Annotated in this window: 24 protein-coding genes and 2 riboswitches; of the genes, 6 read left to right on the forward strand and 18 right to left on the reverse strand. The window is 46.6% G+C overall.

Annotation, left to right across the window (positions count from 1 at the left end):
* Positions 1-43: 43 nt before the first annotated feature.
* The 17 genes from deoC (CPZ25_RS09965) to CPZ25_RS10045 all read right to left on the reverse strand — a co-directional run bounded on the left by deoC (CPZ25_RS09965) (position 44) and on the right by CPZ25_RS10045 (position 15,724).
* Positions 44-763 (reverse strand): deoxyribose-phosphate aldolase, encoded by a 720-nt coding sequence (gene deoC, locus CPZ25_RS09965; RefSeq protein WP_058693485.1) that lies wholly within the window; start codon positions 761-763, stop codon positions 44-46.
* 36 nt (positions 764-799) lie between these two features.
* Positions 800-1,519, reverse strand: a complete 720-nt coding sequence (gene deoC, locus CPZ25_RS09970) for a deoxyribose-phosphate aldolase (protein WP_058693484.1) — start codon at positions 1,517-1,519, stop codon at positions 800-802.
* A 23-nt stretch (positions 1,520-1,542) separates the two neighbouring features.
* A complete protein-coding gene (locus tag CPZ25_RS09975; RefSeq protein WP_096918687.1) occupies positions 1,543-2,199 on the reverse strand; it encodes an HAD family hydrolase in 657 nt (218 codons plus the stop codon).
* Between the two features lie 8 nt (positions 2,200-2,207).
* On the reverse strand, positions 2,208-3,146 hold the full coding sequence (locus CPZ25_RS09980; RefSeq protein WP_096918686.1) for a PHP domain-containing protein: 939 nt from the start codon (positions 3,144-3,146) through the stop codon (positions 2,208-2,210).
* Between the two features lie 11 nt (positions 3,147-3,157).
* The gene (locus CPZ25_RS09985) at positions 3,158-4,009 is read right to left on the reverse strand and encodes a class II fructose-bisphosphate aldolase (protein ID WP_058693481.1); all 852 of its coding nucleotides are present in this window, start codon (positions 4,007-4,009) and stop codon (positions 3,158-3,160) included.
* Positions 4,010-4,036: 27 nt separating this feature from the next.
* Positions 4,037-5,347, reverse strand: coding sequence for a transaldolase family protein (locus CPZ25_RS09990; protein WP_096918685.1), 1,311 nt, complete (start codon positions 5,345-5,347; stop codon positions 4,037-4,039).
* A gap of 10 nt (positions 5,348-5,357) precedes the next feature.
* Entirely contained in the window at positions 5,358-6,311 is a 954-nt protein-coding gene (locus CPZ25_RS09995; RefSeq protein WP_058693479.1) for a transketolase family protein, read from the reverse strand.
* Entirely contained in the window at positions 6,311-7,156 is an 846-nt protein-coding gene (locus CPZ25_RS10000; RefSeq protein ID WP_341473495.1) for a transketolase, read from the reverse strand. The genes CPZ25_RS09995 and CPZ25_RS10000 overlap by 1 nt, the downstream gene beginning before the upstream one ends.
* A 269-nt stretch (positions 7,157-7,425) precedes the next feature.
* A complete protein-coding gene (locus tag CPZ25_RS10005) occupies positions 7,426-7,812 on the reverse strand; it encodes an arsenic metallochaperone ArsD family protein (RefSeq protein ID WP_058693477.1) in 387 nt (128 codons plus the stop codon).
* A gap of 70 nt (positions 7,813-7,882) precedes the next feature.
* Complete coding sequence (gene rsgA / locus CPZ25_RS10010) at positions 7,883-9,202, reverse strand: ribosome small subunit-dependent GTPase A (protein ID WP_096918683.1); 1,320 nt, start codon at positions 9,200-9,202, stop codon at positions 7,883-7,885.
* A gap of 137 nt (positions 9,203-9,339) precedes the next feature.
* Positions 9,340-9,618, reverse strand: a complete 279-nt coding sequence (locus CPZ25_RS10015; RefSeq protein WP_058693475.1) for a CD3324 family protein — start codon at positions 9,616-9,618, stop codon at positions 9,340-9,342.
* 449 nt (positions 9,619-10,067) lie between these two features.
* Positions 10,068-10,847 (reverse strand): ABC transporter ATP-binding protein, encoded by a 780-nt coding sequence (locus CPZ25_RS10020; protein ID WP_096918682.1) that lies wholly within the window; start codon positions 10,845-10,847, stop codon positions 10,068-10,070.
* A gap of 1 nt (position 10,848) precedes the next feature.
* Complete coding sequence (locus tag CPZ25_RS10025; RefSeq protein ID WP_058693473.1) at positions 10,849-11,895, reverse strand: FecCD family ABC transporter permease; 1,047 nt, start codon at positions 11,893-11,895, stop codon at positions 10,849-10,851.
* A 97-nt stretch (positions 11,896-11,992) separates the two neighbouring features.
* On the reverse strand, positions 11,993-13,090 hold the full coding sequence (locus CPZ25_RS10030) for an ABC transporter substrate-binding protein (protein ID WP_074617535.1): 1,098 nt from the start codon (positions 13,088-13,090) through the stop codon (positions 11,993-11,995).
* Between the two features lie 79 nt (positions 13,091-13,169).
* A riboswitch (molybdenum cofactor riboswitch) is annotated at positions 13,170-13,287 on the reverse strand.
* Positions 13,288-14,130, reverse strand: a complete 843-nt coding sequence (locus CPZ25_RS10035; RefSeq protein WP_096918681.1) for a class I SAM-dependent methyltransferase — start codon at positions 14,128-14,130, stop codon at positions 13,288-13,290.
* A gap of 139 nt (positions 14,131-14,269) precedes the next feature.
* Entirely contained in the window at positions 14,270-14,806 is a 537-nt protein-coding gene (locus CPZ25_RS10040; protein ID WP_074617533.1) for a flavoprotein, read from the reverse strand.
* 135 nt (positions 14,807-14,941) lie between these two features.
* Positions 14,942-15,724 carry a formate/nitrite transporter family protein gene (locus CPZ25_RS10045; protein WP_074617532.1) on the reverse strand — a complete coding sequence of 261 codons (783 nt, stop codon included), beginning with the start codon at positions 15,722-15,724 and terminating at the stop codon, positions 14,942-14,944.
* 405 nt (positions 15,725-16,129) lie between these two features.
* A riboswitch (molybdenum cofactor riboswitch) is annotated at positions 16,130-16,253 on the reverse strand.
* 174 nt (positions 16,254-16,427) lie between these two features.
* On the opposite strand from CPZ25_RS10045, the gene CPZ25_RS10050 reads away from it, so the two are divergent.
* The 3 genes from CPZ25_RS10050 (at position 16,428) to CPZ25_RS10060 (ending at position 19,929) form a co-directional block, all read left to right on the forward strand.
* Positions 16,428-16,769, forward strand: a complete 342-nt coding sequence (locus tag CPZ25_RS10050) for a PadR family transcriptional regulator (RefSeq protein ID WP_096918680.1) — start codon at positions 16,428-16,430, stop codon at positions 16,767-16,769.
* Positions 16,766-17,740 carry an HAAS signaling domain-containing protein gene (locus CPZ25_RS10055; protein ID WP_058693467.1) on the forward strand — a complete coding sequence of 325 codons (975 nt, stop codon included), beginning with the start codon at positions 16,766-16,768 and terminating at the stop codon, positions 17,738-17,740. The genes CPZ25_RS10050 and CPZ25_RS10055 overlap by 4 nt, the downstream gene beginning before the upstream one ends.
* A gap of 188 nt (positions 17,741-17,928) precedes the next feature.
* Positions 17,929-19,929 carry a KUP/HAK/KT family potassium transporter gene (locus CPZ25_RS10060; RefSeq protein WP_096918679.1) on the forward strand — a complete coding sequence of 667 codons (2,001 nt, stop codon included), beginning with the start codon at positions 17,929-17,931 and terminating at the stop codon, positions 19,927-19,929.
* Positions 19,930-19,982: 53 nt separating this feature from the next.
* Here CPZ25_RS10060 and CPZ25_RS10065 read toward each other — a convergent pair whose 3' ends face one another.
* Positions 19,983-21,149, reverse strand: coding sequence for an SAM-dependent methyltransferase (locus CPZ25_RS10065; RefSeq protein WP_082669201.1), 1,167 nt, complete (start codon positions 21,147-21,149; stop codon positions 19,983-19,985).
* 299 nt (positions 21,150-21,448) lie between these two features.
* Here CPZ25_RS10065 and CPZ25_RS10070 point away from each other — a divergent pair, with 299 nt between their 5' ends.
* From CPZ25_RS10070 to CPZ25_RS10080, 3 genes are all read left to right on the forward strand, one after another.
* Entirely contained in the window at positions 21,449-21,682 is a 234-nt protein-coding gene (locus CPZ25_RS10070) for a DUF6718 family protein (RefSeq protein ID WP_058693464.1), read from the forward strand.
* Between the two features lie 194 nt (positions 21,683-21,876).
* Positions 21,877-22,893 (forward strand): FUSC family protein, encoded by a 1,017-nt coding sequence (locus CPZ25_RS10075; RefSeq protein WP_167495210.1) that lies wholly within the window; start codon positions 21,877-21,879, stop codon positions 22,891-22,893.
* A gap of 256 nt (positions 22,894-23,149) precedes the next feature.
* On the forward strand, positions 23,150-24,010 hold the full coding sequence (locus tag CPZ25_RS10080) for a hypothetical protein (RefSeq protein WP_133067054.1): 861 nt from the start codon (positions 23,150-23,152) through the stop codon (positions 24,008-24,010).
* The last annotated feature ends 21 nt before the right edge of the window (positions 24,011-24,031 follow it).

Consider the following 24,031-nt stretch of genomic DNA (forward strand, 5'->3'; position numbering starts at 1 on the left):
ATCCTGCTTATCCTTTAATTTATATTCTGGCTTATCTGCTGGCTTATCCTTCATAAGGCGGCAGTAACCCAATTTCACGCATCTGATCCATCGAATCAATAATTTCCGGTGCAGACCGTGTTCCAATCAGCTCTGCGCCTGCCATAATAAAGGCCCATGCGTTCTGTGGTCTCGGAAACTTAACGCCAGAGACCTTCAGCTTAACATTGGAATCCGCAATCGTTTCTTTCATAATGAGAACCTGCTCCATCGTCGGCCCCTCAAACTGCCCTGTCGCTGATTTTGCATAATCAAGGCCAACTTCCTTGATCAGCTCGCACCCAGCCCTTATCTCATCATCTGTGAGAAACGCAACGTCTAAAATTCCTTTTGTCATACGTCCCTGAGCCGCATTTTTAAAATCAACAAGCTCCTGTTTGACAACATCATATTTTTTATCTTTTAGAGCGCCTATATTAATTACCATATCCAGACATGTACAGCCTGCTTTCACAGCCAGCTCTGTTTCCATGGCTTTTACAGCCGAGGGCTGTGAACCGAACGGAAAGCTGATTCCCGTCGCAATGTTAACGTCCGTATCGCCTAATTCTTCTACGACAATCGGCGTCCAATAGGGTGAAGAGGAATAGAAAGCCGCGCAGTTATAAGCTTTTGCCTCCCGGCACCCCTTACGGATCGCTTCTTCATCGGTGTCCTTAGGCAGAATGGCATAATCAAACAGCTTTCCGGCGTCCCACTTGGTTAACTTTTTTAAATCGATCATTTCTTTCTCCTGGTATAATCTGTTGAATCCACTCTTTTACTTTTGCAGCGGCGGTACAATACCAATCTCGCGCATCTGGTCTAAGGCGTCTATAATCGCCACAGCCGCGCGGGTCCCGATTAAATCTGCGCCTGCCAGCAAAAATGCATAGGCATTCTGCGGTCTCGGAAATTTGACACCGGCAACCTTCAGCTTAATATTGGAATCCTTTAATGTTTTTTTCATGAGTAAAAACTGATCCATTGATGGCCCTTCAAACTGTCCTGTCGAGGTTTTCGCGTAGTCAATCCCCGCTTCGGCAATCAAATTACATGCTGCAATAATTTCATCGTCCGTTAAAAAATTAACGTCCATGATACATTTCGTCAGGTTTCCTTCCGCTGCTTTTACAAAAGCGTCCAGACCAGCCTTTACCTCTTTGTAATTCTTATCTTTGAGCGCTCCAATATTCATGACCATGTCCAGCGCCGTACACCCGAGGCGGACAGCCTCCTCTGTCTCAAGTCCCTTCATTTTTACAGTTGACGCGCCAAACGGAAAATCCAAGCCTGTCGCAATATGAATATCCGTTCCTTCAAGTTCTTCCTTTACCACAGGTGTCCAATAGGGTGATGCCGAATAAAACGCCGCACAGTTATAAGCCTTTGCTTCCCGACAGCCTCTGCGGATATCCTCTTCTGTTGTATCCTTGGGCAATACCGAATGGTCAAAACACTTTCCTAATGACCACTTATCCATTTTTGATAAATCTACCATTGTTTTCCTCCTGTATTCTCTTTTTAAAGGAGCAGTTCCTTTATTTCACTCATTGCATCCACCATATAGGCTGGTCCCAGACCTCTCAGCACATCGCTGCTGCCATATCCATAGGTCACTGCACACACATCTACCCCTGCGTTGTGTCCTGTCATAAAGTCTGTTTTTGTGTCCCCCACCAGCACTGCCTGTTCTGGCTGCATCTGGTAGTGCGCCAGTATTTTCTGAATACATTCCGGATGAGGTTTAGGATTTTTCACATCATCTGCTGTCACCAGATAGTCAAAATACTGATTGAACGCCAGGGCTTTCATAATCTTTTCCGTAGCGCTTCTGATTTTATAGGTCGCCAGAGCCATTGGTCTGCCCATTTTCTGGTAATGCTCCAACACTTCCTTAACGCCGGGATACAGGCTGGTGTATACGGCACAATTTTCCTCGTAATAACTTTTAAACAGCGGCAGAATCTCACTGTCAATCAACACTTCTTTATTTTCTCCAAGGCTCCTGAGCAGGACATTGCGCGCGCCTCCGCCAATGCAGCTCCTTATAAAAGTGTCTGATTTTGGTTCGAATCCATACTTTTCAATAATATATTGGACGGTAGCCACAATATCAGCCGCGGAGTCTACCAATGTCCCGTCCAGATCAAAAATAATTAGATCATATTTTTTTCCCATTTGTTCACCTACAATCTGGAAAGCAGCTCATTGCTGTAAAAATACTCTGGTGTAATGCCGCATTCGCCAATGTTCCGGACTTTTTTGCTGGACTTCTTATAGTCCGCGTGGTAGTCTGAGCCTCCGGAAATGATCGCGACCCTGTCAATGTAATCTCTGCGTACCTGTTCTATGATTTCTTCCTTTGTCAGCGGACCATTGTAAGTTGTTTTATCATAGGTGTAGGAGGCTTCGATACCATCCAGCCCACCCTTGATCAGGCGCTCAATATATTCAGCTCTCGAACATTCCAAAGCTTTTGTCTTAACGCTCTCGTCAATGAGATAGGGGTGCGCCAATATAACGATTCCTCCCGCGCGGTGTACAATATCAATAATGGCCAGGGGGTCTGGCTTTTCACGTTTCACACTGTATTCCGGAGTGTTGCGGATCATCAGCTTGGCGTCACTCCAGGTTTCGGTATATCCCTTCTCAGCCATAAGGTTAAAGATAATTTTTTTCTGGACATCCTCCGGCTTTCTTGGAATATCATTGTAATTCAGCACTTCCTCCCAGCTTATGGGAAAACCTTTCTCTGTCAGCAGCTCGGTCAGCCTTCTGTAGGAATCAATCTTACTCTGAACGATGATCCGGTTCATGGCCAAAATTTCAGGGCTTGAGTAATCGCAGCCAAAGGCTACCAGATGCACATCTTCCACTTCTGTTTCACAGGAAAACTCAATTCCCTTTAAAACCTTCATGCCTTTCTTCTGGGCGTAGCGCTCCACATCGACCATGAGCCCGCCCACCTCAATCTTCTCAGGCGGCAGTACATCATGGTCTGTAATGGCAACAACCTTCATCCCCAGTTCAGCCGCGGTATCCAGAAATTCCTTCGGGGTATCGTTGCCGTCTGAACGGGTGGTGTGGCTGTGCAGGTCACAGAGATAATTTGGTTTATAATCCATATGCTCACTTCCTAATCTTCCAATAAACTGAACAGTGTGATGTGATTTCTAACCACTTCTTTGACTTTATCTTTTACAAAGGCATCCAGCTTCAGTGGGTCATTTTCATCAGGCCGCAGCTTTGTGTAGTCTCTCATACCGCCGCAGTAGGCAATCTTGATCGCTGTTGAAATATTGACTTTTGCCGCACCCAAACTGATCAGCCGTTTAAAGGTACCCGTACTCAGACCGGTACCGCCATGCAGTACCAGCGGGCAGGGCGAAAAGCTGTTGATGTTTTCAAAAAGGTCGTAATCAATTTTAACCTCGCCTTTATATACGCCGTGGGCTGTACCGATGGCCGGGGCAAAGGCATCAATTTTTGTTTCTTCCAGATACACCTTACAGTCTTCTGGATTAGCCAGAGCGCTCTGGTCTTCATCGACGACAATATCATCCTCGACACCCACAATCGCTCCAAGCTCACCTTCGACGGTAACATCTTTTGTATGGGCGGCTTGTACAATTTTTTTGGTATTCGCGATATTTTCCGACAGCGGCAGTTTTGAGCCATCGTACATAACTGAGCTCCAGCCGCCGTCAATACAGGCAATGGTAAAATCCACATCGGTCGAATGGTCAAGATGCACTGCCACATCTACCTTTGCCTTTTCCACAATCGGTTTTAAAAACTGCATCATTTCTTCAATTCCAAATTGCTTGACGGTTTTGACCGAGGTCTGAAGAATGATCGGGCAATTCAGCTCTTCTGCAGCTTCCACAGCCGCCTTTGCTGTCATTTGATTGACAATGTTGAAGGCGCCGACAGCATACCCGCCTTTTCTGGCATCCTTCAATATTTTTTCCATGTTTACATAACTCATTTCATGACCTCATTTCTTATTCTGATTTTATTTTGCGCCGCTGGCTGCGTTCATAAACCGGCGCTGATAGCTGATTACCTGGTTGCAGGAGGTAAAGCGCGCCAGATAGTTTGGTTCTGCTGTAATAACCACACGGTTGACCAGATCGCTGAATTCGTCCTCGACCAGCAGCTTGTCGATATCTGGGTAATTGAGCGGCCCTTCCATACTGCAGATAATCAGTCTTGAATCGGCCAGATTGGTGTTTTTAAACCATCTCAGGTTATGTCTCACACTGTCCAGTCCGTCAGCCCCTTCATGGTCGTCAAAGTGCCGGTACTTCAGCATATCCTCAGCTGCCTGCTTAACGCTCAAAAGGTCCATTTCCTGCCCTTTACACAGGTAGTCTTTTTCGGCAAACATTTTTTTAATGTCCTCAAGGTACCTGGGATCTCGTGTTGCTTCATAAGCCGCGAGCCCTTTTTTCATAATTTCGGACTGCATAAAGCGGTGGCGGACAAAGCTGTTGATAAAATAGGGCTTTGCCTGCAGTGCAAGGGCGGTCTGATAGGGCTCAAACATCAGGGTGAAATTAACCCGATAGCCGTTTTCCTGAAGCATTAATGCGATATTGTGGCCTCTCAGCGCTTCGGCTGTACCGGGTGCGTCGCAGGGGATTGAAAATTTCTTGTCACCTGTAAGGAGCTGGTCAACGGTTTCTTTGCTGACTGGTCCAGTGTGAGGGACCTTGATGACCACGCGGTATTCGGACAGCATCTCTTTAAATTTGGCGGCTTCTTCCAGAATCTCAGCGTCAGATTTGCCGAAGGGGTCGTTCAGCTCAACGCTGATGTCTGCTCCAGGGCCAAGAATCCTGCCGATTTCTGCCATAACCTCGTCTCTTGTTTTAAACTGGTTGCCGACATTTGCTTTTGGATTATTGATGAACAGATCATAGATGATCCCAGGGTTACAGGTCAGGTTTGCGAGAATATTTTTGATAGGCGCTACTTCGTAAGGATTGGCGCTGTCTGCTGAAAACAGGACATTTGTCGGCCGTTTCATGCCATTTTTGTCATAGCTGATATCTCTTACCAAATCTGCTCTGAGGGCACCGTCCTCCTCCAGCTTATATTCTATCCGGAAGCCTGCCGGCGTTTCTCCCTCTGGCACATCAAAGGTGTCGATGACCTTTTTAAATTCGTCGGTCACGCCGACGGATTTCACGTATGGCTTTAATGCCTGAAAGGTCTCAAAAGCGATGGGCCGGTCGGCCACTCTGCTGATATAAGCCTTTTCGCTGTCAATGAATGTGACGTCTGTTTTCTTGAATGTGTTTAAACTGCATTTAATCTCCATGTCTCTCTCCTTATGCTAAATTATGAATGTAAGTTTCAATGGTCTCTGTAAGCTTATCCGCGCTTAAACCATAGTAATCTAAAAGCTCACGGTACGGCCCTGTCTGAGTAGAACCCGCCTCAATGCCCAGTACATGTACTGGTGCATGATGCGGCATGTCTGAAAGAAGCTCCAGCACACTGCTTCCAAAGCCGCCAGTGGTGATGTGCTCCTCTACCGTACACATAAGCCGGCAGTTTTTATACGCGTTACGGATCAGCTTTTTATCCAGTGGTTTAACGGTTGTAAAATTCAGCACCTTGACCTTATAGCCCTTTTCTGCCAGCCGCTGTCCTGCTTCCAGCGCATCAATACTCAGCGTCCCTGTAACCAGAATGACCACATCGTCGCCGGTGTCCAGAAGGCTCTCCCCCTTGCCGATTTCAAAGCTGCGCTTTTCCGGATCTACTGGCATTTCCATGGCGTTTCGCGGCATCCGGATATAAACAGGACCTTTACACGCCACAGCCTTTCTGAGCGACATTTCTACCTCATAGCCATCGCCAGGATTAAAAATCACCATATTCGGCACTGTTTTTAAAATCGCTATATCCTCCAGCGCCTGGTGGGTAGAGCCCAAATTAGAATGAGACAGACCACTGCTTGAACCAATAATCTTTACGTTCATGTTAGAGTAGCCCACATCATTTCGGATCTGTTCAAAGCACCGCATGCTGATAAAGGGAGCGATGGCTGATACCACCGGCACTCTGCCGGATTCCGCCAGGCCGGCGCAAATGCCGATGGCGTCCTGCTCGCTGATCCCAACCTCTAAATACTGTAAGGGCAGCGCGTCTTTAAAAGAGTTCATGCCGGAACCGGCGCCGGAATCACAGGATATGGCCATAACGCGTTCGTCTGTTTTTCCAATTTCCAGAAGCACTTCGCCGAAGACATCTCTTGGATTCAATTTTGTTTCTGCCATTATGACCACCCCTTTGCTTTCTGATAGTTGTGTAAATCTACCAATGCCTGTCTGGCCTCCTCCGAATCTCTTCCCGGATTCCAGTGATGATATTTCACGTTGTTTTCCGCAAAAGACATTCCCTTGCTTTTGATGGTATTGGCAATCACCATCGTCGGCTTGCCGGCCTGAGCGGGTGTCCGTTCAAAAATTTCTAACATTGCCGCCACATCGTGGCCATCTACAACCTCTACTGCCCATCCGAAGCTTTTATATTTTTCCGCAAGATCTGCACTGTTAAGCACCTCTTTTGTTGTGCCGTTGATCTGCAGGCCGTTCCGGTCAATAATGGCAACCAGATTGTCAAGCTTATGGTGCGCTGCAAACATTGCCGCTTCCCAGTTAGAGCCTTCTCCCTGCTCACCGTCGCCCATGAGCACAAATACTCGGTTGTCATGGCTTTTAAGCTTTGCGTCCAGAGCCATACCGCAGCCAATTGGCAGCCCATGTCCCAGAGCTCCGGAACTGAAATCCACCCCCCGGAACTTCTTCATATCCGGATGTCCTGGCACGATTGTCCCTAAATGATTATAGCTATGCAGTACCCGCTCACTCTCAAATCCCTTTTCAATCAGCGCCGCGTACAGCGCCAGGCATTTATGCCCCGCGCTCAGGATAAGACGGTCTCTTTTTTCCCATTTGGGTTTGTTAACATCAACCTTCATCACCCCAAAGTACAGTGTCGCCAAAATGTCCGTACAGGATAGGGACGGTCCGGCATGACCATCACCATTCTCTATAATGGTTTTTACAATATCATTTCGGATATTAAACGCCTTTCTCTCAATTAATTCGATTTTATCCACAAGTAATTCCCCCTCGGTCATCATTAGTGGTCATGACCAGTTAAGACTAGTATAGTTGTACTGTAACCGTTTGTCAAGCTTTTTTAATCCTCTTAAATTGTCTATATTTTAACGATTTTAACTGGTCATACTCTCCCAAGACGTAGTCTGGTGCTTTTCCTTTTAACCCGTCATGGTATAAATTTTTATGGAAACCTGCCTTAAGCATTAAGCTTTTTATTAAGAAAAGAGGACTGGCAAGCTTTGCCAGTCCTCTCAAAAATTTTTATTTAGCAGCAGCAATCCAGATCATTGCCGCATTTACAATTTGACATTTTCTTCTGCATGATGGTTTTAACCAGCTCCTCCTGTGTCAATCCCGACCAGTCCAAAAGCTCTTTATTGGATGGATACTCACCACTCTTGACGATTTTGCCATCCAGCATCACTGCCGGCAGGGCTTCTACACCCTTTTCATCCATAAGCTGCCTGAGCTCAGGTTTTTCCTTATAGAGCGAGGGCTCCTGCATAGGGTTATAACGGATAATGTCTTTTCCCGCTATTTTCAGATTCTCTACCATCGTGGTAATCCGCATGTATTCTTTATTGCCCATAGGTTCACACTCTCCGGCATAGCATTGGATATCCGGATCGAAAATTTCTATATGATGCATCATTATGACACCTGCTTTCGTTTTTCTTTCTAGATACCCCAAAGCAACAGGCCGAAACGCTTTCTGAGTGTTCTTAAGACATACCGTTTCTACCAAGCATTTCCTCAAGCTTATTGAGAGGAAAAGGCGGGCTTGTCAGTGGCTTGACAGCAATCGACAGCAGCAGCGCCGGATTGTCGTCTGCCGCAATACGATTTGAACTGAACGTACCACACAGTCGGCATCTGTGGATGATCGCCCACTCGCCGTTTTTCCGAACCCAGACGCCCACTGGCTCCATGACACCGCGGCACAAGGAGGCGCGGTCTCCTGGCCTGTTATCAACATGAAGGCTCGACAGACACCTGGGACAATGATTCCTGTGCCCACTGCCTGCTCCTTCTGGCGCAACAGGCGCTCCGCACACCTTACACACAAAACTTTCTGCACAGGCTGTATGTCTGTAGTCTGGCTGCGGCTTCATCTTAGCCGTCCTGCCGCCCATGCCTTGATAAGCGTCGTACCTCTCTCTTTCAATGCGCCCCTCCCGAAGCGCCTGTATCACAGCACAGCCTTCCTCGTGCGTGTGTGTGCAGCTGCTGAACCTGCACATATCGGTCAGACGGGCAATTTCCGGAAACACAATATTTTTTTCTTCCTCTGTAACTGCCTGCAGCGCAAAATCGCGGAAGCCCGGCGTATCGATCAGCCAGGTGTTCTGAGGGCCGGTTTCCATCTGGCTGCTGTGTGTAGCTGGAAGCTTTTCCGGTATTTTTTCCTCCTTCGAAAGACTGTTCAAAATTTTATGGATTATGGTCGACTTTCCGCAGGCCCGGTCACCGACGACCACACCTGTTTTGTTTGACACTTCCGCGGTCATCGCCATAAACTCAGCCTGATCTGATCCTGTAAAGACAAAGTCTGCAGTTTGCCTGTAAAGGCTTATTTTTTTCTCAAGCAGCTCCTTTTCACTTTCGCCGACCAGATCCCATCTGCTGATCAAAATAATTATTTTGATTCCAGCCCGCCTGGCCGTGATAATGGCTGACTCCAGATAACCCGCCTGATGTCTGAAATAATCGGCTGTCACAACAGCCAAAAGATAGTGGATATTGGCAGCTATCAGTATCACTTCTCCTTTAGAACGCCGACTTCCTCTGAAAACGGCCGTTTCTCTTGGCATTACTTCTGATAATTTATACGCTTTGTTATCTGCGGGACTTATTGTCACACGATCTCCAACCACCAGCGCATTTTTCCTTGAAACCAGTGCCTGCGGCAGCAGGCAGGTCACAAGCCTATCTCCTGCCAGAACCTGTGCCTGCTTGTTCATTATTTTTACAACGGTTGCCTCTGTTTTTTCAGTTTCTGTATTTTGTATCTGAATTTTTTCCTTTAATTTTTTCTTTTTCATCTGTTTTCTCCAATCTGTTTTCATCAAATACGCCTTTTCCACAAAAACATTATACTTGCTATTCTATCTGCACAGCAACCGCCTTTATTTTTCTGAAATAAAAAAGCGCCGCAGGGTTTTTAGCTGCGGCGCTCTTATCACTGGTTTTCCAGCTTAAATTTCGCAATAATTTTCTGTATACTTTTGGGTGACAGGAAATAAATCTCCGAAAGACTTGCAACGGACATACCTTCAGTATGCTGCCTGTAAATTTCCTGGTTCCTCAGAAGTGTTTCCTGTTTTCGATTGGTGTTCTGCCCCCAACCTTTTCTGTTTGTCTCTTTTCGAGGCACATAGATATATTCTCCATCAATATAATTCTGAATTTTGTCAACAAGTTCTTTTGGCAGCACATCGCCTGCCTTGATATAGCTCATTATGCTCCTCCTAATTTATTTTTTAGGATTAAGCAAGGGCTATACACCTATCATTATTCTGATGCTGTGCGATAGCCCCTGCTACGCACAACGATCCGATGCGTACTTCATAAATCGTTTCCTTTCGTCATAAACTTGAATACAAAAAACCCGCGGCCAACATACCACATCTCTAAAGATGCAGAACGCTCCTGCGGGCAGTATAAATCAAATATAAAACCGTACAACCGCCAACGCCGCCGCACAGCCATGATTCGATATATTGAAGCAGTCTGTCTGGTATGTTTTTAAAAAAAGGCAGCAAAACAAAAGGGATCCCTTCCTCATCGCTGTACCTTTTCAACTGTATTTAGTTGAAAACCATGTAAACAGACAAAACCGACATCAACACACCTCTTTCAATTATTTTTCTAAATTATAACATTCGTGCATTTTATTGTCAAAGAGCCTTAAATTTTAGCGGCAATACACGCCATTCGCTCTGCCTCCTCCACATAGACCAGATGCAGAGCTGTGCGGTACACCGCACTCAGGGTTTCTTCACTCAGTATATCGCCCACTGTACCTGTTATCATGTGACCGTCCCGGTCCAGAATGCCTGCCTTTCCCTCCAGCAAAATCGGCTGATCCGGATTATGGGTTGTCATGATAACCGCGTAGTCACGGCCGCACAGCTTTTTGATGAGCCGCATAATATTCAATTGGTTGCCGTAATCCAGCGCCGAGGTCGGTTCATCAAAAAGAATAATTTCAGGCTGCTGGACAATGGCTCTGGCAATACACGCCTGCTGCTTTTCACCACCGCTGATCTGAGTGCACAGACGGTGCGCGAGGTGTTCAATGCCGAGCAGCGCAATGGTTTCATCTACAATTTCGTAGTCTTTTTTCTTTGGTGTTACCAGCATTCCCACGTGCGCGGCTCTTCCCATAGCGATGTAGTCCCTGACAGAATAGCCGTAGGTTATCTCCGTGGTCTGGGGCACATAGGCAATTTTAAAAGCTGTTTCCCTGGAGCTCATCTTATCCAGAGGCACGCCGTCCACCAATATCTTGCCGGTTGTCAGGGGCGTCAGATTTGCCAGGGAATTAAGAAGTGTGGACTTACCCGCGCCGTTTGGCCCGAGAATGGTAAAAATCTCTCCCTTTTCCAGTGTGAACGAAATATCTGTAAAGACATTTTCCCTTGTGGGATAGGAAAACCCTGCTCTTTTCACTTCCAGTAATGCCATATCACTCACTCATCCTTTGCTTGATCAATACCCAGGTAAAGAAAGGCGCTCCGATAAAGCCGGTCAAAATACCAAGGGGAAGCTCTCCTCCGGTAAGCGTCCGGGCCAGGGTATCAATGATGATCAGAAATCCGGCGCTGAGCAATGTGGTAACTGGCAGCAGCCGCACGTTGTTACTGCCCACTACCATTCTCCCCAGATGCGGCATTACAAGCCCGATCCATCCAATGGTTCCACTCATACACACCGCCGAAGCCGTCAGCACAGTAGAGCAGATAATGGCAATTCCTCTCTCAAAACGCAGGTTAACGCCCAGAGATCGCGCCTCATTGTCCCCGAGAGATAAAATATTAATCCGCCACCGCATAATGATAAGTACTGCGCCGCTGATGATCATAATCGGCGCAATTGCCATAAGTGTGGGATAGGTAACCTTCGCGATGCTTCCCAGCTGCCAATAAGTCATATCAGGCAGCTGAGTATCGGTATCTGCTATGTATTTTGTCAGGCCAATGATCGAATTCATAAACCCGCCTACTATAACGCCGGCCAGCACCAGCATCATGGTCGAATTACGGTGCATCAGCTTTGGAATGGAGGTGGTGACAAAAACTGTTAAAAGTCCGCCGGCAAAGGCCAGCACCTGTGTCATCCCACTTCCCAGGCCCATCAGGATCGCAACAGCCGCGCCCACACAGGCTCCGGCAGAAACGCCCAGAAGGTCCGGCGATACCAGAGGGTTTTTAAACATTCCCTGATAGGTGGCCCCTGCCAATGCCAGGGAGCCGCCGACTAAAACAGCTGCCAGCACACGTGGCAGTCTCAGGTTGATAATGACGTCATACATTGTCTTATCCCAGGTTGGTGTGATGGGAAAAACCTGTGACAGCAGTATTTTGACAGCTTGTATTACCGGAACATGATAACGCCCTACGCACAGTGCTGTTAAAATAAGGGCGATAACAATAATCGCTGCCAGTGCCAAAACCAAGCCCAGCGGCCTGTCTTCCGGATTTTTCACCCTATTTTCTTTTATATCTCTCGCCATACAATTTTGTCCTTTTATTTTCAAAAAAGCCGCCGGGCAATCGGCGGCTTTGACTGTTTATTCTTTCACATTATTTCTTTATGCCCCTTAATCCGGCTTAGCGTCCGTCCGGAGCATTTTTGCCAGCTAAAATCGCATCCGCATATTCATCTGAAAGATCATAGCCTAAATAATCTTTGTAGAAGGAAATGGTTTCCTTCTTCATGTCGATGTCTTCAAATTTATCAGGGTATAAGGTTTTAGCTGCCCAAAGCACCTGCAGTGCAGACTCAGAGCCAAAACGGTCCCACTGGAAAGTTCCCTGTGGGTTACGGTAAACCTTACCGTCCTGAACTGCTTTCAGGTTTGCCAGTGAGGCGTCGCTCATCAGGGCGTCATAGGCGTCTGCCTGTCCTGTTCCGCCCACAATGATCACATCCGGGTTAATACTGAGGAACTGCTCTGGTGTAATCTCCTTGCTCATTCCCTGAAGAATCCCATCAGTGGATAATTTACCACCAGCCATAGTCAGCCATTCTTCCTGCATTGTACCGTTTCCGGTGGTTTTGTAAGGGCTTGTGCCGCTCTGTCCATCGACATAGTGTACAACCGGCTTGTCTTCATCTTTTACGTCTTTTAAGCGGTCCTGAACCAGCTTAATGTTTTTTTCCAGGTATTCAACGTATTTGTCTGCCCGTTCCTTTTCACTGGTTCCCAGGGCCTCGCCGGTTTTTAAGACAGATTCTTTTAAACCGTCATAATTATTGAACATCATACACGCAGCATTAAGTCCGGCAGCGCGGTAGGCTTCGGCATCCTCATCACTAGAGGTAATGACCAGATCCGGCTTCAGGTTTAACAGTTCTTCAGCGGTCACGTCGCCATTCCCACCAACAGTCTGTTTTTCCATAATGGCTGGATTAACGATCTGCATCCAGGTAAAGCTTGGTTTTTGCAAAGTGGCCATGTAGGCGGTCTGTTTGTCCTGCGCTCCAAGCGCAATCATAATCTGGTTGCTCGATGGCCAGAGGTTAATGACCGATTTCACTTCTGCCGGAACCGTTACCTCCGCACCTGACATATCGGTAATGGTGCGGTCTCCCGCCGCATTGTCCGACTTCGCTGTGTCACTGTTGTTTTGTGAACAGCCAGCTGCGGTAAAGCTGAGAAGTACCAGCACCAGTAGTACAGATAGGGCTTTTTTAAATTTTTTCATTTCTCACATCTCCTTCTTTCCCTATAATTTAATATATACAAAACGGGCATATCCCGTTTAAGAATATGCCCGTTTAGTATCAAACAGCTCAATGCATTCTTCTCAAATACGGAAAGCGCAGGCGTTTCCCCCTACACTCATCGGTCCGCAGCCATGGGACTTCCTTTAGGCCTGTGGACTCGAATGCATATTTAATTTTACAACTCCAGTTTTCCCGGTTTCCACCACATGACGTAGGTCTCGGTCTCTCGTCGGAAGGATACACCGCCTCCCGGTAAATCCGTAAGCCACTTATCCACGTTTTTTCTGAAAATTTCTTCCCGGTCCTCCGGTACCGGATGCAGGATTCTCAGATCATTATATGCTGCTTCCCGGCTTTCATAATCGCAGTGGAAGCCATCTGTCACAACTTTAACATTTGGGTTTACACCCATATCATAAAGCAGATTGAAATTCACATTATATCCAAGAAGACGGTTCATTGGAGGCATGGGCTTCAATGTATCGTCCACGCCATAAAACAAAGCGTCATGCACTTCCTTCAAACTGGGGCTTTTGGTCCAGCAGAGAATAAAGACATACTTGTTTGCCAATGCGTTCAGCTTTATAAGATCGACAAGGGCTGTCGTCCGTGACGCAATGACAATATCGTGCTTTTCGACATTCTCGCCAGGCTTCACATCATCCCAATTCAAAAGCCTGGTGGTCAGATTTGACACTCCGGCAGCGTCGGCGTTTTCCCTGCACTTTTCAAGCATTTGCTGCGCCACATCCAGGCTGGTAACACTTTTAGCCATACTGGCGACCGGCACTGAGAGCCTCCCAGGTCCGCATCCTATGTCTAATACCGTGTCTTTCTCTGTAATAATCATAGCATCCAGCTGATTCTGAGTGTACTCTCTTTCCAGCTGCGCCATTTTATTATACATTTGGGCAACCGCACCCCACATTTTAGCAGGGTCAGTATCCATAGGGCCTGCCTTGGCTGCCGGGCGGTTCAATTCTGAAATTGCCGCCCAGTTTACTAAACCATTCATCATTTCACCACATTTCACTGTTTTTTTCGATCTTTATTAAGTCTTCTTTGAAAACAATTACCTTTTAATTCTATCGCGTTTTTTTCAAATTGTCCATACAGTTTCCACTAAAGACAATTTTTTACCCTACTTTTTCAATTTTTTAAACTTCTGTCATTTTCTCCAACGCCTTAATGATCGTTTTGAAAATCTGGTCGTTAGACGGCATACGGTTGGGTGCTCTGTCTCCCTCACTCTCAACAAAAATACATCCATCTTCTTTTAAAGTCCGAATATTACGCTGTACACTGGGCTTGCCGTACATCATCGGATTGATATTATTGGCAAACACAATAGGGGCTGTGGTGGATAAAATAGTTGTAGTCAGTAAATTGTCAGCGATGCCGTTGGCCGCTTTGCCAATGGTATTGGCTGAAGCCGGAGCAATCAACAGTAAATCAGACTGGTCTGAGGTTTTGTGGTCAGGGTCCCATACCTTTGGCTCTTCAAACTGGTCGATTTCAACTGGATTCCCTGAGGCGCGCCGCAGCGGAAGCGGCGTAATAAAATTAAGGGCATTCGGGGTCAGGATAACCTTTACCTCTGCTTTTTCATTTCGCAGCATCCGGATAAGCCCGGGAATCTGGTCAACCGGGGTGCATGCCGTAATCCCAATGGTTATGTTTTTTCCAATCAACATTTTTCTTTTCTCCTGTAAACATTTAAATTTTCTCATTTATTATAGCACAAATAAAACCGAAGACGTAAGACGTTCTCAATTTTATATAAAAGCACCCTTTCTGATGCGAAAAAGTGCTTTTTTTATTATTCTCATTTACTCTTTATTTTTACGAAGGTATGCATAATTGTAAACACAAGGGACGATTATGGCGCCACCGATAATATTGCCGAGGGTAACAGGCAGCAGATTGTCAATAAACATCTGACCCCAGCTGACATCTGCCCCCAGGAAAATTCCAAGCGGAATATAAGTCATATTGGCAACGCTGTGTTCAAAACCCGCAAAAACGAAAAGCATAATCGGAAACCAGATCGCAAAAATTTTACCAATCATATCCTTTGACCCGGCCTGCATCCAGCACGCTAAAACCACTAACATATTACATAGAATCCCGCGGATAAGCGCTGCTGAAAAAGGCATCCCAACCTTTGCCTGTGCAACAGCCATCGCTTTGTCCAGCACTGCGTCTGCATAAAGGCCGCTTTTTGCCAAAATAAAAGCTAAAAGGATCGAGCCGATCAGATTGCCGATATAAACTACGACCCAGTTAGTCAGCATACCCTTGATGGTAATTTTTTTATCCATCAGAGCCAGTGTCATCAGGTTGTTGCCCGTAAACAGCTCCGCACCGCATAATATAACCATCATCAAGCCTGCCGGGAAAACCGAAGCGCCAATAAACTTAGCGATCATGGCCTCACCCAGTGCGCCTTTGCCAATGCCTGTGGCCAGCAAAAAGCCATGGGCGCCAAAACCAATAAAAATACCCGCAAAAATGCCGAGAACCAGCATTTTACCGATGGAGAGGGAGGCTTTTTTCACACCATTCCCAACCCATACTTCTCCAATCTCTGCTGGAGAAAGAAAACCATTCATTTCACACACCTCCTGAATGTTTATTGTAAAACAATAACATAACTTAAAGCTTTAATAAAATATAAATTTTTATCCTTATTGACCATTTTTTTATATTAAACAGAATTAAAAATGGCAACAAATTACTCTTATGTTACTTTTTGGAATTTTTTGCAAGTTAAATATCAAATAAACTTATATTTAAAAACACAAAAAGCAGAACCGCATGGTCCTGCTCCATTCAGCAAAGGGTTCAAGGGGCCGCCGAGGATGCGACGGCCCCTTGACTTGGTAGATTATATAGCTTAGTGCCTTTTGTTTTCAATGACAAAAAGCAACAGGAGCTCATAAAATAATAAATGCTTCTTAGAAAGCCACTAAAAAAGTGCATACTTCTCCCGTGTCGAAATATGCCCCTGAAAAATTTTCAGGAATCATCTGCATTCTTCTCAAACACGGAAAGCATATCCGTTTCCAGATATACTCAGCGGTCCCCAGCCATGGGTGCTTCACTTCCTTTAGGCCTTCGGACTCGAATGCGGTTATTCTTTTGTTTATTTCTTCCAGATAAACTGAAAACAGCGTTACGTTTATTATAAATCATTTTCAGTATGAAGTCCAGCATTTTCTTACAGACCTTTACAAACAAAATACTGTGTGCTATTGACATACTGTGTATAACACACTATAATGTAATCAACAACAATTTAAGGAGGGCTGCCACTTGGATAAGGATAATGTTTTATCAGGCATGGTATCAGAGCTGCGCCGAGGAACACTGGTGCTCTGTGTATTAAGCCAGCTAAAATCTCCTATGTACGGCTATAGTCTCGTAAATACACTCAACGAAAAAGGTATTTCGGCAGAGGCAAATACACTCTACCCGCTGCTCAGACGCCTCGAAAGCCAGGGTCTTCTGGAAAGCTCCTGGCAGACAGACGGCCCAAAGCCGCGAAAGTACTATCAAGCCACTGAATTCGGCAATAAAATCTGCCAGCAGTTAAAACAACATTGGGACAAAACAGTCAACAGCATAAACCAAATTTTTGAGGAGGAAGCAAAATGAAAAACGAACTGATCGACCGCTATGTCTACGCGGTTACAAGACGACTGCCTGCCAGACTGCGAAACGATATTGACAAGGAACTGCACTCGCTCATTGAAGATATGCTGGAGGCACGCTGCGATGGCCTGATGCCAGAAGAACGCGACGTCAGAGTCGTTCTCACAGAGCTGGGAACCCCGTCAGAGCTGGCCGCAAAATATATGCCTGAGGGCCGTGACCACCTTATCGGCCCCGCCTATTACAGCAACTACAAAATGGTTACCGGCATCGTTCTAGCTTCTGTGGCCTTTGGACTTATACTTTCAGGATTCATCTCCTTTTTTACAGACACCCAGCAAGCTTTGTACATTACACTTTTCTCATGGATTGGTACATTGATCACTGGCCTCATCGCTGCTTTTGGCGCGGTCACCTTTATTTTCGCGGTCTTTGAACGAAAAAACGTCGCCCTTAATTTTGGCGGCGAGCTTGATACCCTGCCGCCAGTTCCTGAAAAGAAATCCGTCATCCCAAAGGGTGAACCCATTGCCGGCATTGTCTTTTCTGTGATCTTCTGTGTGATCTTTCTGGCTGCCCCCCAGATTATCTGCGCAAAATTCGGTGCGGATCAGCCCTTTATCCCTGTATTTAACGTAGACCTCATTCACCAGCTGTGGTATATCTTTGTTGCTCTCACCATCCTCGGTATTGCGAGGGAGAGCTTTAAGCTCTACGAAGGCCGGTACACTAAGAGGCTGGCAGTCGTCACCGTTGTTACTGATATTCTGAGCGCAGCTCTGACCTTAGTCCTTTTATCCAGCCAACAGATTTTAAACAATGCTTTTATCGCAGAGGCTTCCCTCAGCTTGTCAAACGAGATCGTCACAGGCCTTTTAACCTATTTTAACCTGTTCTTTATGGCAGTCATTCTTTTTTGTCTCCTCCTTGATATGGGTGTCACCCTGTTCAAAGGCTTCTGGTATGACCGTTAAAGGAATGCAACAGGCCCGGCAGATGCTGCCGGGTCTGTTTTCTTTATCGCTTTTCATAAATTTCTTGTTAAAAATATATAAATTTTCCGATAAAAGGGTATAAGTATTCGAAACATTCGCGTCTGCCCTTTTCGGGCAGCTCGAAGGCTATCTTTTTAATACACCAAGAAGAAAAGTAGAGGATTAAAATGAGACATTTAAAAAAATCGACAGAAATTCCTGTTAGTCTGGGCGCCGCCATCGTCGCCCTTGGCGTCGTCTACGGTGATATTGGCACCTCGCCGATGTATGTTATGAAATCGATCATTGCCGGTAACGGCGGGCTGAACACCATTGATGATAATCTGATCCTGGGAGCGCTGTCCCTGGTGATCTGGACCGTCACGCTTCTTACCACAGTCAAGTATGTCCTTATCGCGCTCAAAGCCGACAATCACGGTGAGGGTGGTATTTTTTCGCTGTACAGCCTGATCAAAAAATACAAAGCCTGGCTCATTGTCCCTGCCATGGTGGGTGGCGCTGCGCTTTTAGCCGACGGTATTCTCACCCCGGCTGTCACAGTTACAACCGCCATTGAGGGGCTACGGAGCCTGCCTCTGGTCTACCGTTTTCTGGGCGATGAGCAGGGCCGCATTGTCATGATTACCCTTGCCATCATAGCACTCCTGTTTTTTGTCCAGCGGGCCGGTACCAAATCCATTGGTAAATCCTTCGGCCCGGTCATGTCTGTCTGGTTCCTTTTTTTGGCCGTTTCAGGCATCGCCAACATGGCTGGCAACTGGGAAATTCTGAGAGCTTTTAATCCTCTCAGAGGCGCCGCCATTTTGTTCAGTCCAAACAACCAGGCCGGCGTCATGATTCTCGGCAGTGTGTTTCTGGCTACCACCGGGGCAGAGGCCCTCTATTCAGACATCGGCCATGTGGGTAAGGGAAATGTCTATGCCAGCTGGCCCTTTGTCAAGGTCTGCCTGATCCTGAACTATCTGGGCCAGGGCGCCTGGCTCATGGCAAACAAGGGGAATACCGCGTTAGGCACTTTGCCTGACCTCAATCCCTTTTTCCAGATGCTTCCAGACAACATCCGTATTTTTGGCGTGCTCCTGAGCACTCTGGCGGCGGTTATCGCATCTCAGGCCTTGATCACCGGTACCTTCACACTGGTATCTGAAGCCATCAGCCTTGATCTTATGCCGCATATGCGCATCACCTATCCCTCCGAAACCAAGGGACAGCTCTATATTCCTCTGGTCAACCTGATCATGTGGCTAGCCTGCAGCGGCGTCATTCTTTATTTCCGCTCAAGCGCACGGCTCGAATCTGCTTACGGGCTGGCCATTACCCTGACCATGCTCATGACCACGCTCCTGCTCTTCATGTATCTGCGCTGCATGAAGGGCCTGAAAATCCTTCCTTTTATCTTTCTGGTCTTTTTTGGCGGCCTGGAGGGAATCTTTTTTCTCTCAAGCCTTTCAAAATTTGGAAGCGGCGGCTATGTGGCACTGCTCATTGCAACCATTCTTTTTGCAATCATGGCAGTCTGGCACCGCGGTACAGACATCGAGCGCTCTCAGGCTCTAAAGCTGCATATCTCAGACTACACCAGCATGTTTGGAGATGTCCACAAAGACAAAGGGCTCATCCCTGTATCGGATAACCTGGTCTACCTCATGAATGAAACTGAGGGGAATACCATTGACCGTGACATTTTGTATTCTATCTTTGACAAAAAGACAAAGCGGGCCAGAGCTTACTGGTTTGTCAGCGTCAGTGTGACTGATGAGCCCTATACCCGCGAGTACACGGTTGACAGCTTTGGAACAGATTATCTTTTCAGGGTAAAACTGTACCTCGGCTTTAAGGTAGACCAGCGTATCAATGTCTATCTGCGCCAGATTGTCGGCGATCTGATCACCAGCCATGAGCTGCCGCCACAGCAGCGCCGGTACTCCATCGGCGACAACAGCACTGTAGGGGATTTTCGGTTCTGCATTCTGCGTAAAATGCTGGTGCCTGAAAGCGACATTCATCCCTCGGACTGGGCAGCTGTTTCCCTAAAATATATGATCCGCCGTGTCGCCGGTTCGCCGGTACAATGGTATGGTCTTGAAAATGCCTCGGTGATTGTGGAGTACGTGCCGCTCTTTATCAAAATGAAAGAGTCCAATCCTTTAAAACGTGTAGAAGAATAAGACCGCTTCAGACAAAAAAAGAGAACCGCGATTTGCCGGTTCTCTTTTTATTTTTAATACCATCTTGTCATCGGCAGGTCGTTATTCACACCCTTGGTCATCAGAATCTGGCTCAGATCAATGATACCGTTGTGGAAGGTGGCCGCGCAGGAGCAGAGGTATAAATCCCACATGCGGATAAATTCATCGTCGAACATTTCGCGCACCTCATCCAGATGCTCTCTAAAGCCCTTGTCCCAGCAGAGCAGGGTCTTGGTATAGTGCCGTCTGAGGCTTTCCACATCAATGACGTAAAAGCGGTGCGAAGCAGCCAGGCTGATCATTTCTCTGAGCGAGGGGATCATGCCGCCCGGAAAGATATACTTCTTAATCCACGGGTCGCCCGGATGTTCCTCCAGAGCACTGATATAGTGCAGCAGAAAGAGCCCTTTGGGGTTTAACACCTTGTCTGCGCAGGACAGGAAAAGATCGTAGTTTTCTCTTCCCACATGCTCGACCATGCCCACGCTGACAATCCGGTCAAAGGTTTTTCCGTATTTGGGCAGATCACGGTAATCCATGAGCTCTGCTGTCAGCTGGCCTTCCAGGCCTTCTTCTGCAATGCGCTCGCTGAATTTCTTGTGCTGCTCCCGGCTGAGAGTAATGCCCACACCGTTGATTCCATATTTTTTGGCTGCCTCGATAAGGAGGAATCCCCAGCCGCACCCAATATCCAGAAGGCTCATTCCCTCCTTCAGGTACAGCTTTTCCAGAATATAATCGACCTTATTGACTTGAGCGTCATAGAGAGTGTCGTCTGGATTTTTAAAATAACCGCAGGAATAGCTCAGCGTATCATCCAGCCAAAGCTTGTAAAAATCATTGCCGATATCGTAGTGGGAGGATACCTCGTCCTTTTGATTCTTCTTGGAATTCGAGGTGAAGATCAGCTTTTTTAAAGCTGATTTATCCAGAGAAAATTTGCCCATCTGGCCCAGAAGCTGGTCAAGCGCCTGGAAAAGGTCGCCTTCCACTTCGATATCACCACGCATGTAGGCTTCGCCCAGCGCCAGCGAGGTACTGCGTCTGAGCTCCTTTATGTCCAGACTTTTGTTAAACCGGACTACGAAGGTCGGCTCGCCCTCGCCCACTAAAACTTCCTTTCCGTTTATTTTAATTAAAAACGGATTCTCATCAAATTTTTTCAAAAATTGAATCATCAGATTATCTTCAAACTTCATGTTCATTCTCCTTAATATCGTCATCATTCAAACGCGTGGTTGGCGTTCAATACTTTAGAGCTTTACTTTATAGATTGTACACCCCTTTAAGAAGTATTGTCAAACTAACACATTTCGATAATTTTTACCCATTTTACATGGATTTAAACGTTATTTATAATTTATATTTATATTAAAAAATGTTTTTCTTTTCGCTGAAAACGGATTCTTCTTTTTTAAGGAGACTATTTTTTATCCGTATCTCTTGGTCATGCTGCCTTTTCGTATGCTATAATAAAAACAAAAAGGAATGAATCAAAATGGCTTATCTTATCGCCCGACAATTCGACAAACCCGGCTGCATCGCCATCAAATCTGAGGCTGATGACGCCCTGAAGGAGCAGGCACGCCGTCTGGCAAAAATGACGATTCACACCGGCGTACAAGTCAGTGTGGTCTACAACGAAGAGGATTTTGAGGAATATGCTCCCCAGACGATTTACGAGGACCACGATGCCTTTTTCACCGAGGTGCTGGACCTGGCAGAATGGTAACTTTTTACAAAAGCTTTTCTTAAGCTTTTTCAATAACCGTTTCAAAAAGTTTCAATCCTTTATTGCTATTTCATTGAACGCAAAATTGCAACCGGATTCACTGAAATTCCTCTAAATTGACGTTCTTGTTTTTTGCCCTTTATTCCGCTATGATATTTATTAAAGCAAACACTAAAGGATTGGAGGAATACTGCTTGACATTAAATAAAACAACGGTAAAAGCCGGCCTTAAAACATTTTGTATCAATACGGCGCGCTTTGCGTTCATCCTTCTTTTTATCAGCCTTTTCGCGCATTTCTTTGGTCAGGAAAATCTCCTGCCGTCCATTGCCATCATCGTTGCCCTCCTGACTTTTCCAGTCTGTGATATGGAGCTAAAGCCCAGTTCCATGACCTTTCTGCTTTTCTTCTTCTTTGCAGGCTCAGGTCTGGTTTCTGCCCTCTCTCTTCTTAACATATGGGCCGGTCTTCTGCTGAATTTTGTTTTTATTTACCTGATGATGGCCTTTTGTTCAGAGCCCTCTGTGCTCAGGCCGCACATTATCTTTTTACTCTGCTATATTTTCTGCCAGTCCAGCCCTGTGACAGGACATGTCTTTATTCTCAGGATGGCCGGACTTTTAACTGGCGCTGCTGTCACCGCGGTTGTCACTGCGGTCTTTTGGAAAATAAAGGGATTTGACCCGGCAGGGCAGCGCAGCCTGAAGGAGCAGACCCGGCTCTGCCGGAAAAAGGATCAGGCTTTTATTCTGAAAATGACACTGGGCCTTACCCTGGCCATGTTTATCGGGATGGCTTTTGGCCTTAAGAAGCCGCTGTGGATCAGCATTGTTGTTATGTCGCTGACACAGATTGACTACGGTGAAACGCTCACGCGGATCAAGCATCGTTCCATCGCCACGCTGGCGGGGATCGTTCTTTTCGTTCTGCTGTTTCAAATGCTGGTGCCGGAAGGATATGGTGGCGTTCTGATCCTGATTCTGGGCTACATCGGCAATTACCAGTTTGCCAAGCCCTATAAATACCAGCAGGTCATTAACTTCATGAGCGCTCTTTTTGCATCGCTGGTGCTCTTTGACCTTACCTCGGCCATTATAAACCGGGTGCTCTGCCTGCTGACAGGTATTCTGATCGTGATCGCCATCCGCCATCTGGGATCTTTTGCACGAAAAACCTTTTTCACCCCAATGGCGCCAGACCCGGAAAATTAGAGACACTATATAAAGGATGGGGTATCCCCATCTCAGGATGCCGACAAAGTCGGTCATAAGATACAAAGAGAAAACTTTCCACCTTCCACTATCCACTTTCAACTTAAAAAGCATCTTTTTAATGCTTTATCTCTTGCTGACATCCTTTGTCTACACTTTAGGATGGGGTATCCCCATCTTTTTTTATTTCCAATTGAAAATCGGTACAAGTTCTGATAAGATTAAAGATACCCACAACATTTAGGAGTAAATGCTGATGAAACCACTAAAACTATGGAAACGAATGGCGCTTCGCGGTAAAATACTCACCGTTATTTTGCTGCTTCTGCTGATTTCTGCTATTGTTGGAATCGGCGCCGCCGTTTATCATATACCGCTGCTGGTTCAAAACCGGGCGGTACAGTCTGTCAACGCACTTTTTACTGAAAACGATGCAGGACTGGCCGAGGGCGTCGCACAGAATACCGGCCAGATCTCTGACAGCATTAAAAAAGCCAACCAGGTCAGGGATGAGGCCATGCGCAGCTTTTTGCTGCAGCGTACCTCCATGGCTCAGAAAATGGCCGACGCCATCAATGGAGTCTCTGCTCTCTATCAGACAAAGGAAGACGGGTCCCGTGTGGTCGTGAGAACCATACAGCCCTTCCAGGTCGACAATATCAATAAAAATCTGTCTGAGCTGGACGCCATGGGAAAAACGGAGTTTACAGCCGCTGTCCGGCAGGATTTTGCCGATGCACAGAACCAGTACAACATTTACAAACAGATCAACGATCTGCTGGACGGCCAGTTCACAGATGGGTCCGCCCGAAACGAGCTTTCTGAGGATGCCTCCTCAGAGGCCTGCGACGAGGCCCAGGAGCTGGTGGCTCAGCTTGAAAACCCCGATACCCAGACCGATATGAATTTTGCGATCAGCCAGGTGCGGAAAAAGGTTGAGGAGCAGGAAGCGGCTCAGGAGGCTGCCCGCATCGCTGAGGAAGAAGCCCGCGAGGCTGAGCGAAAGGCTGAGGAGGAGGCTAAAAAGGCCGAAGAAGAGGCAAAGAAGAAAAATAATCCCGCTGAGCAGATTAAGGATGCCATCAACTCAGTTATAAACCCCAATAAAACAGAATAATCCGAGCCTCCCTTACACGGG

Origin of the sequence: Eubacterium maltosivorans, from assembly GCF_002441855.2 — a bacterium.
In the GTDB taxonomy this organism is placed as follows: Bacteria; Bacillota; Clostridia; order Eubacteriales; family Eubacteriaceae; genus Eubacterium; species Eubacterium maltosivorans.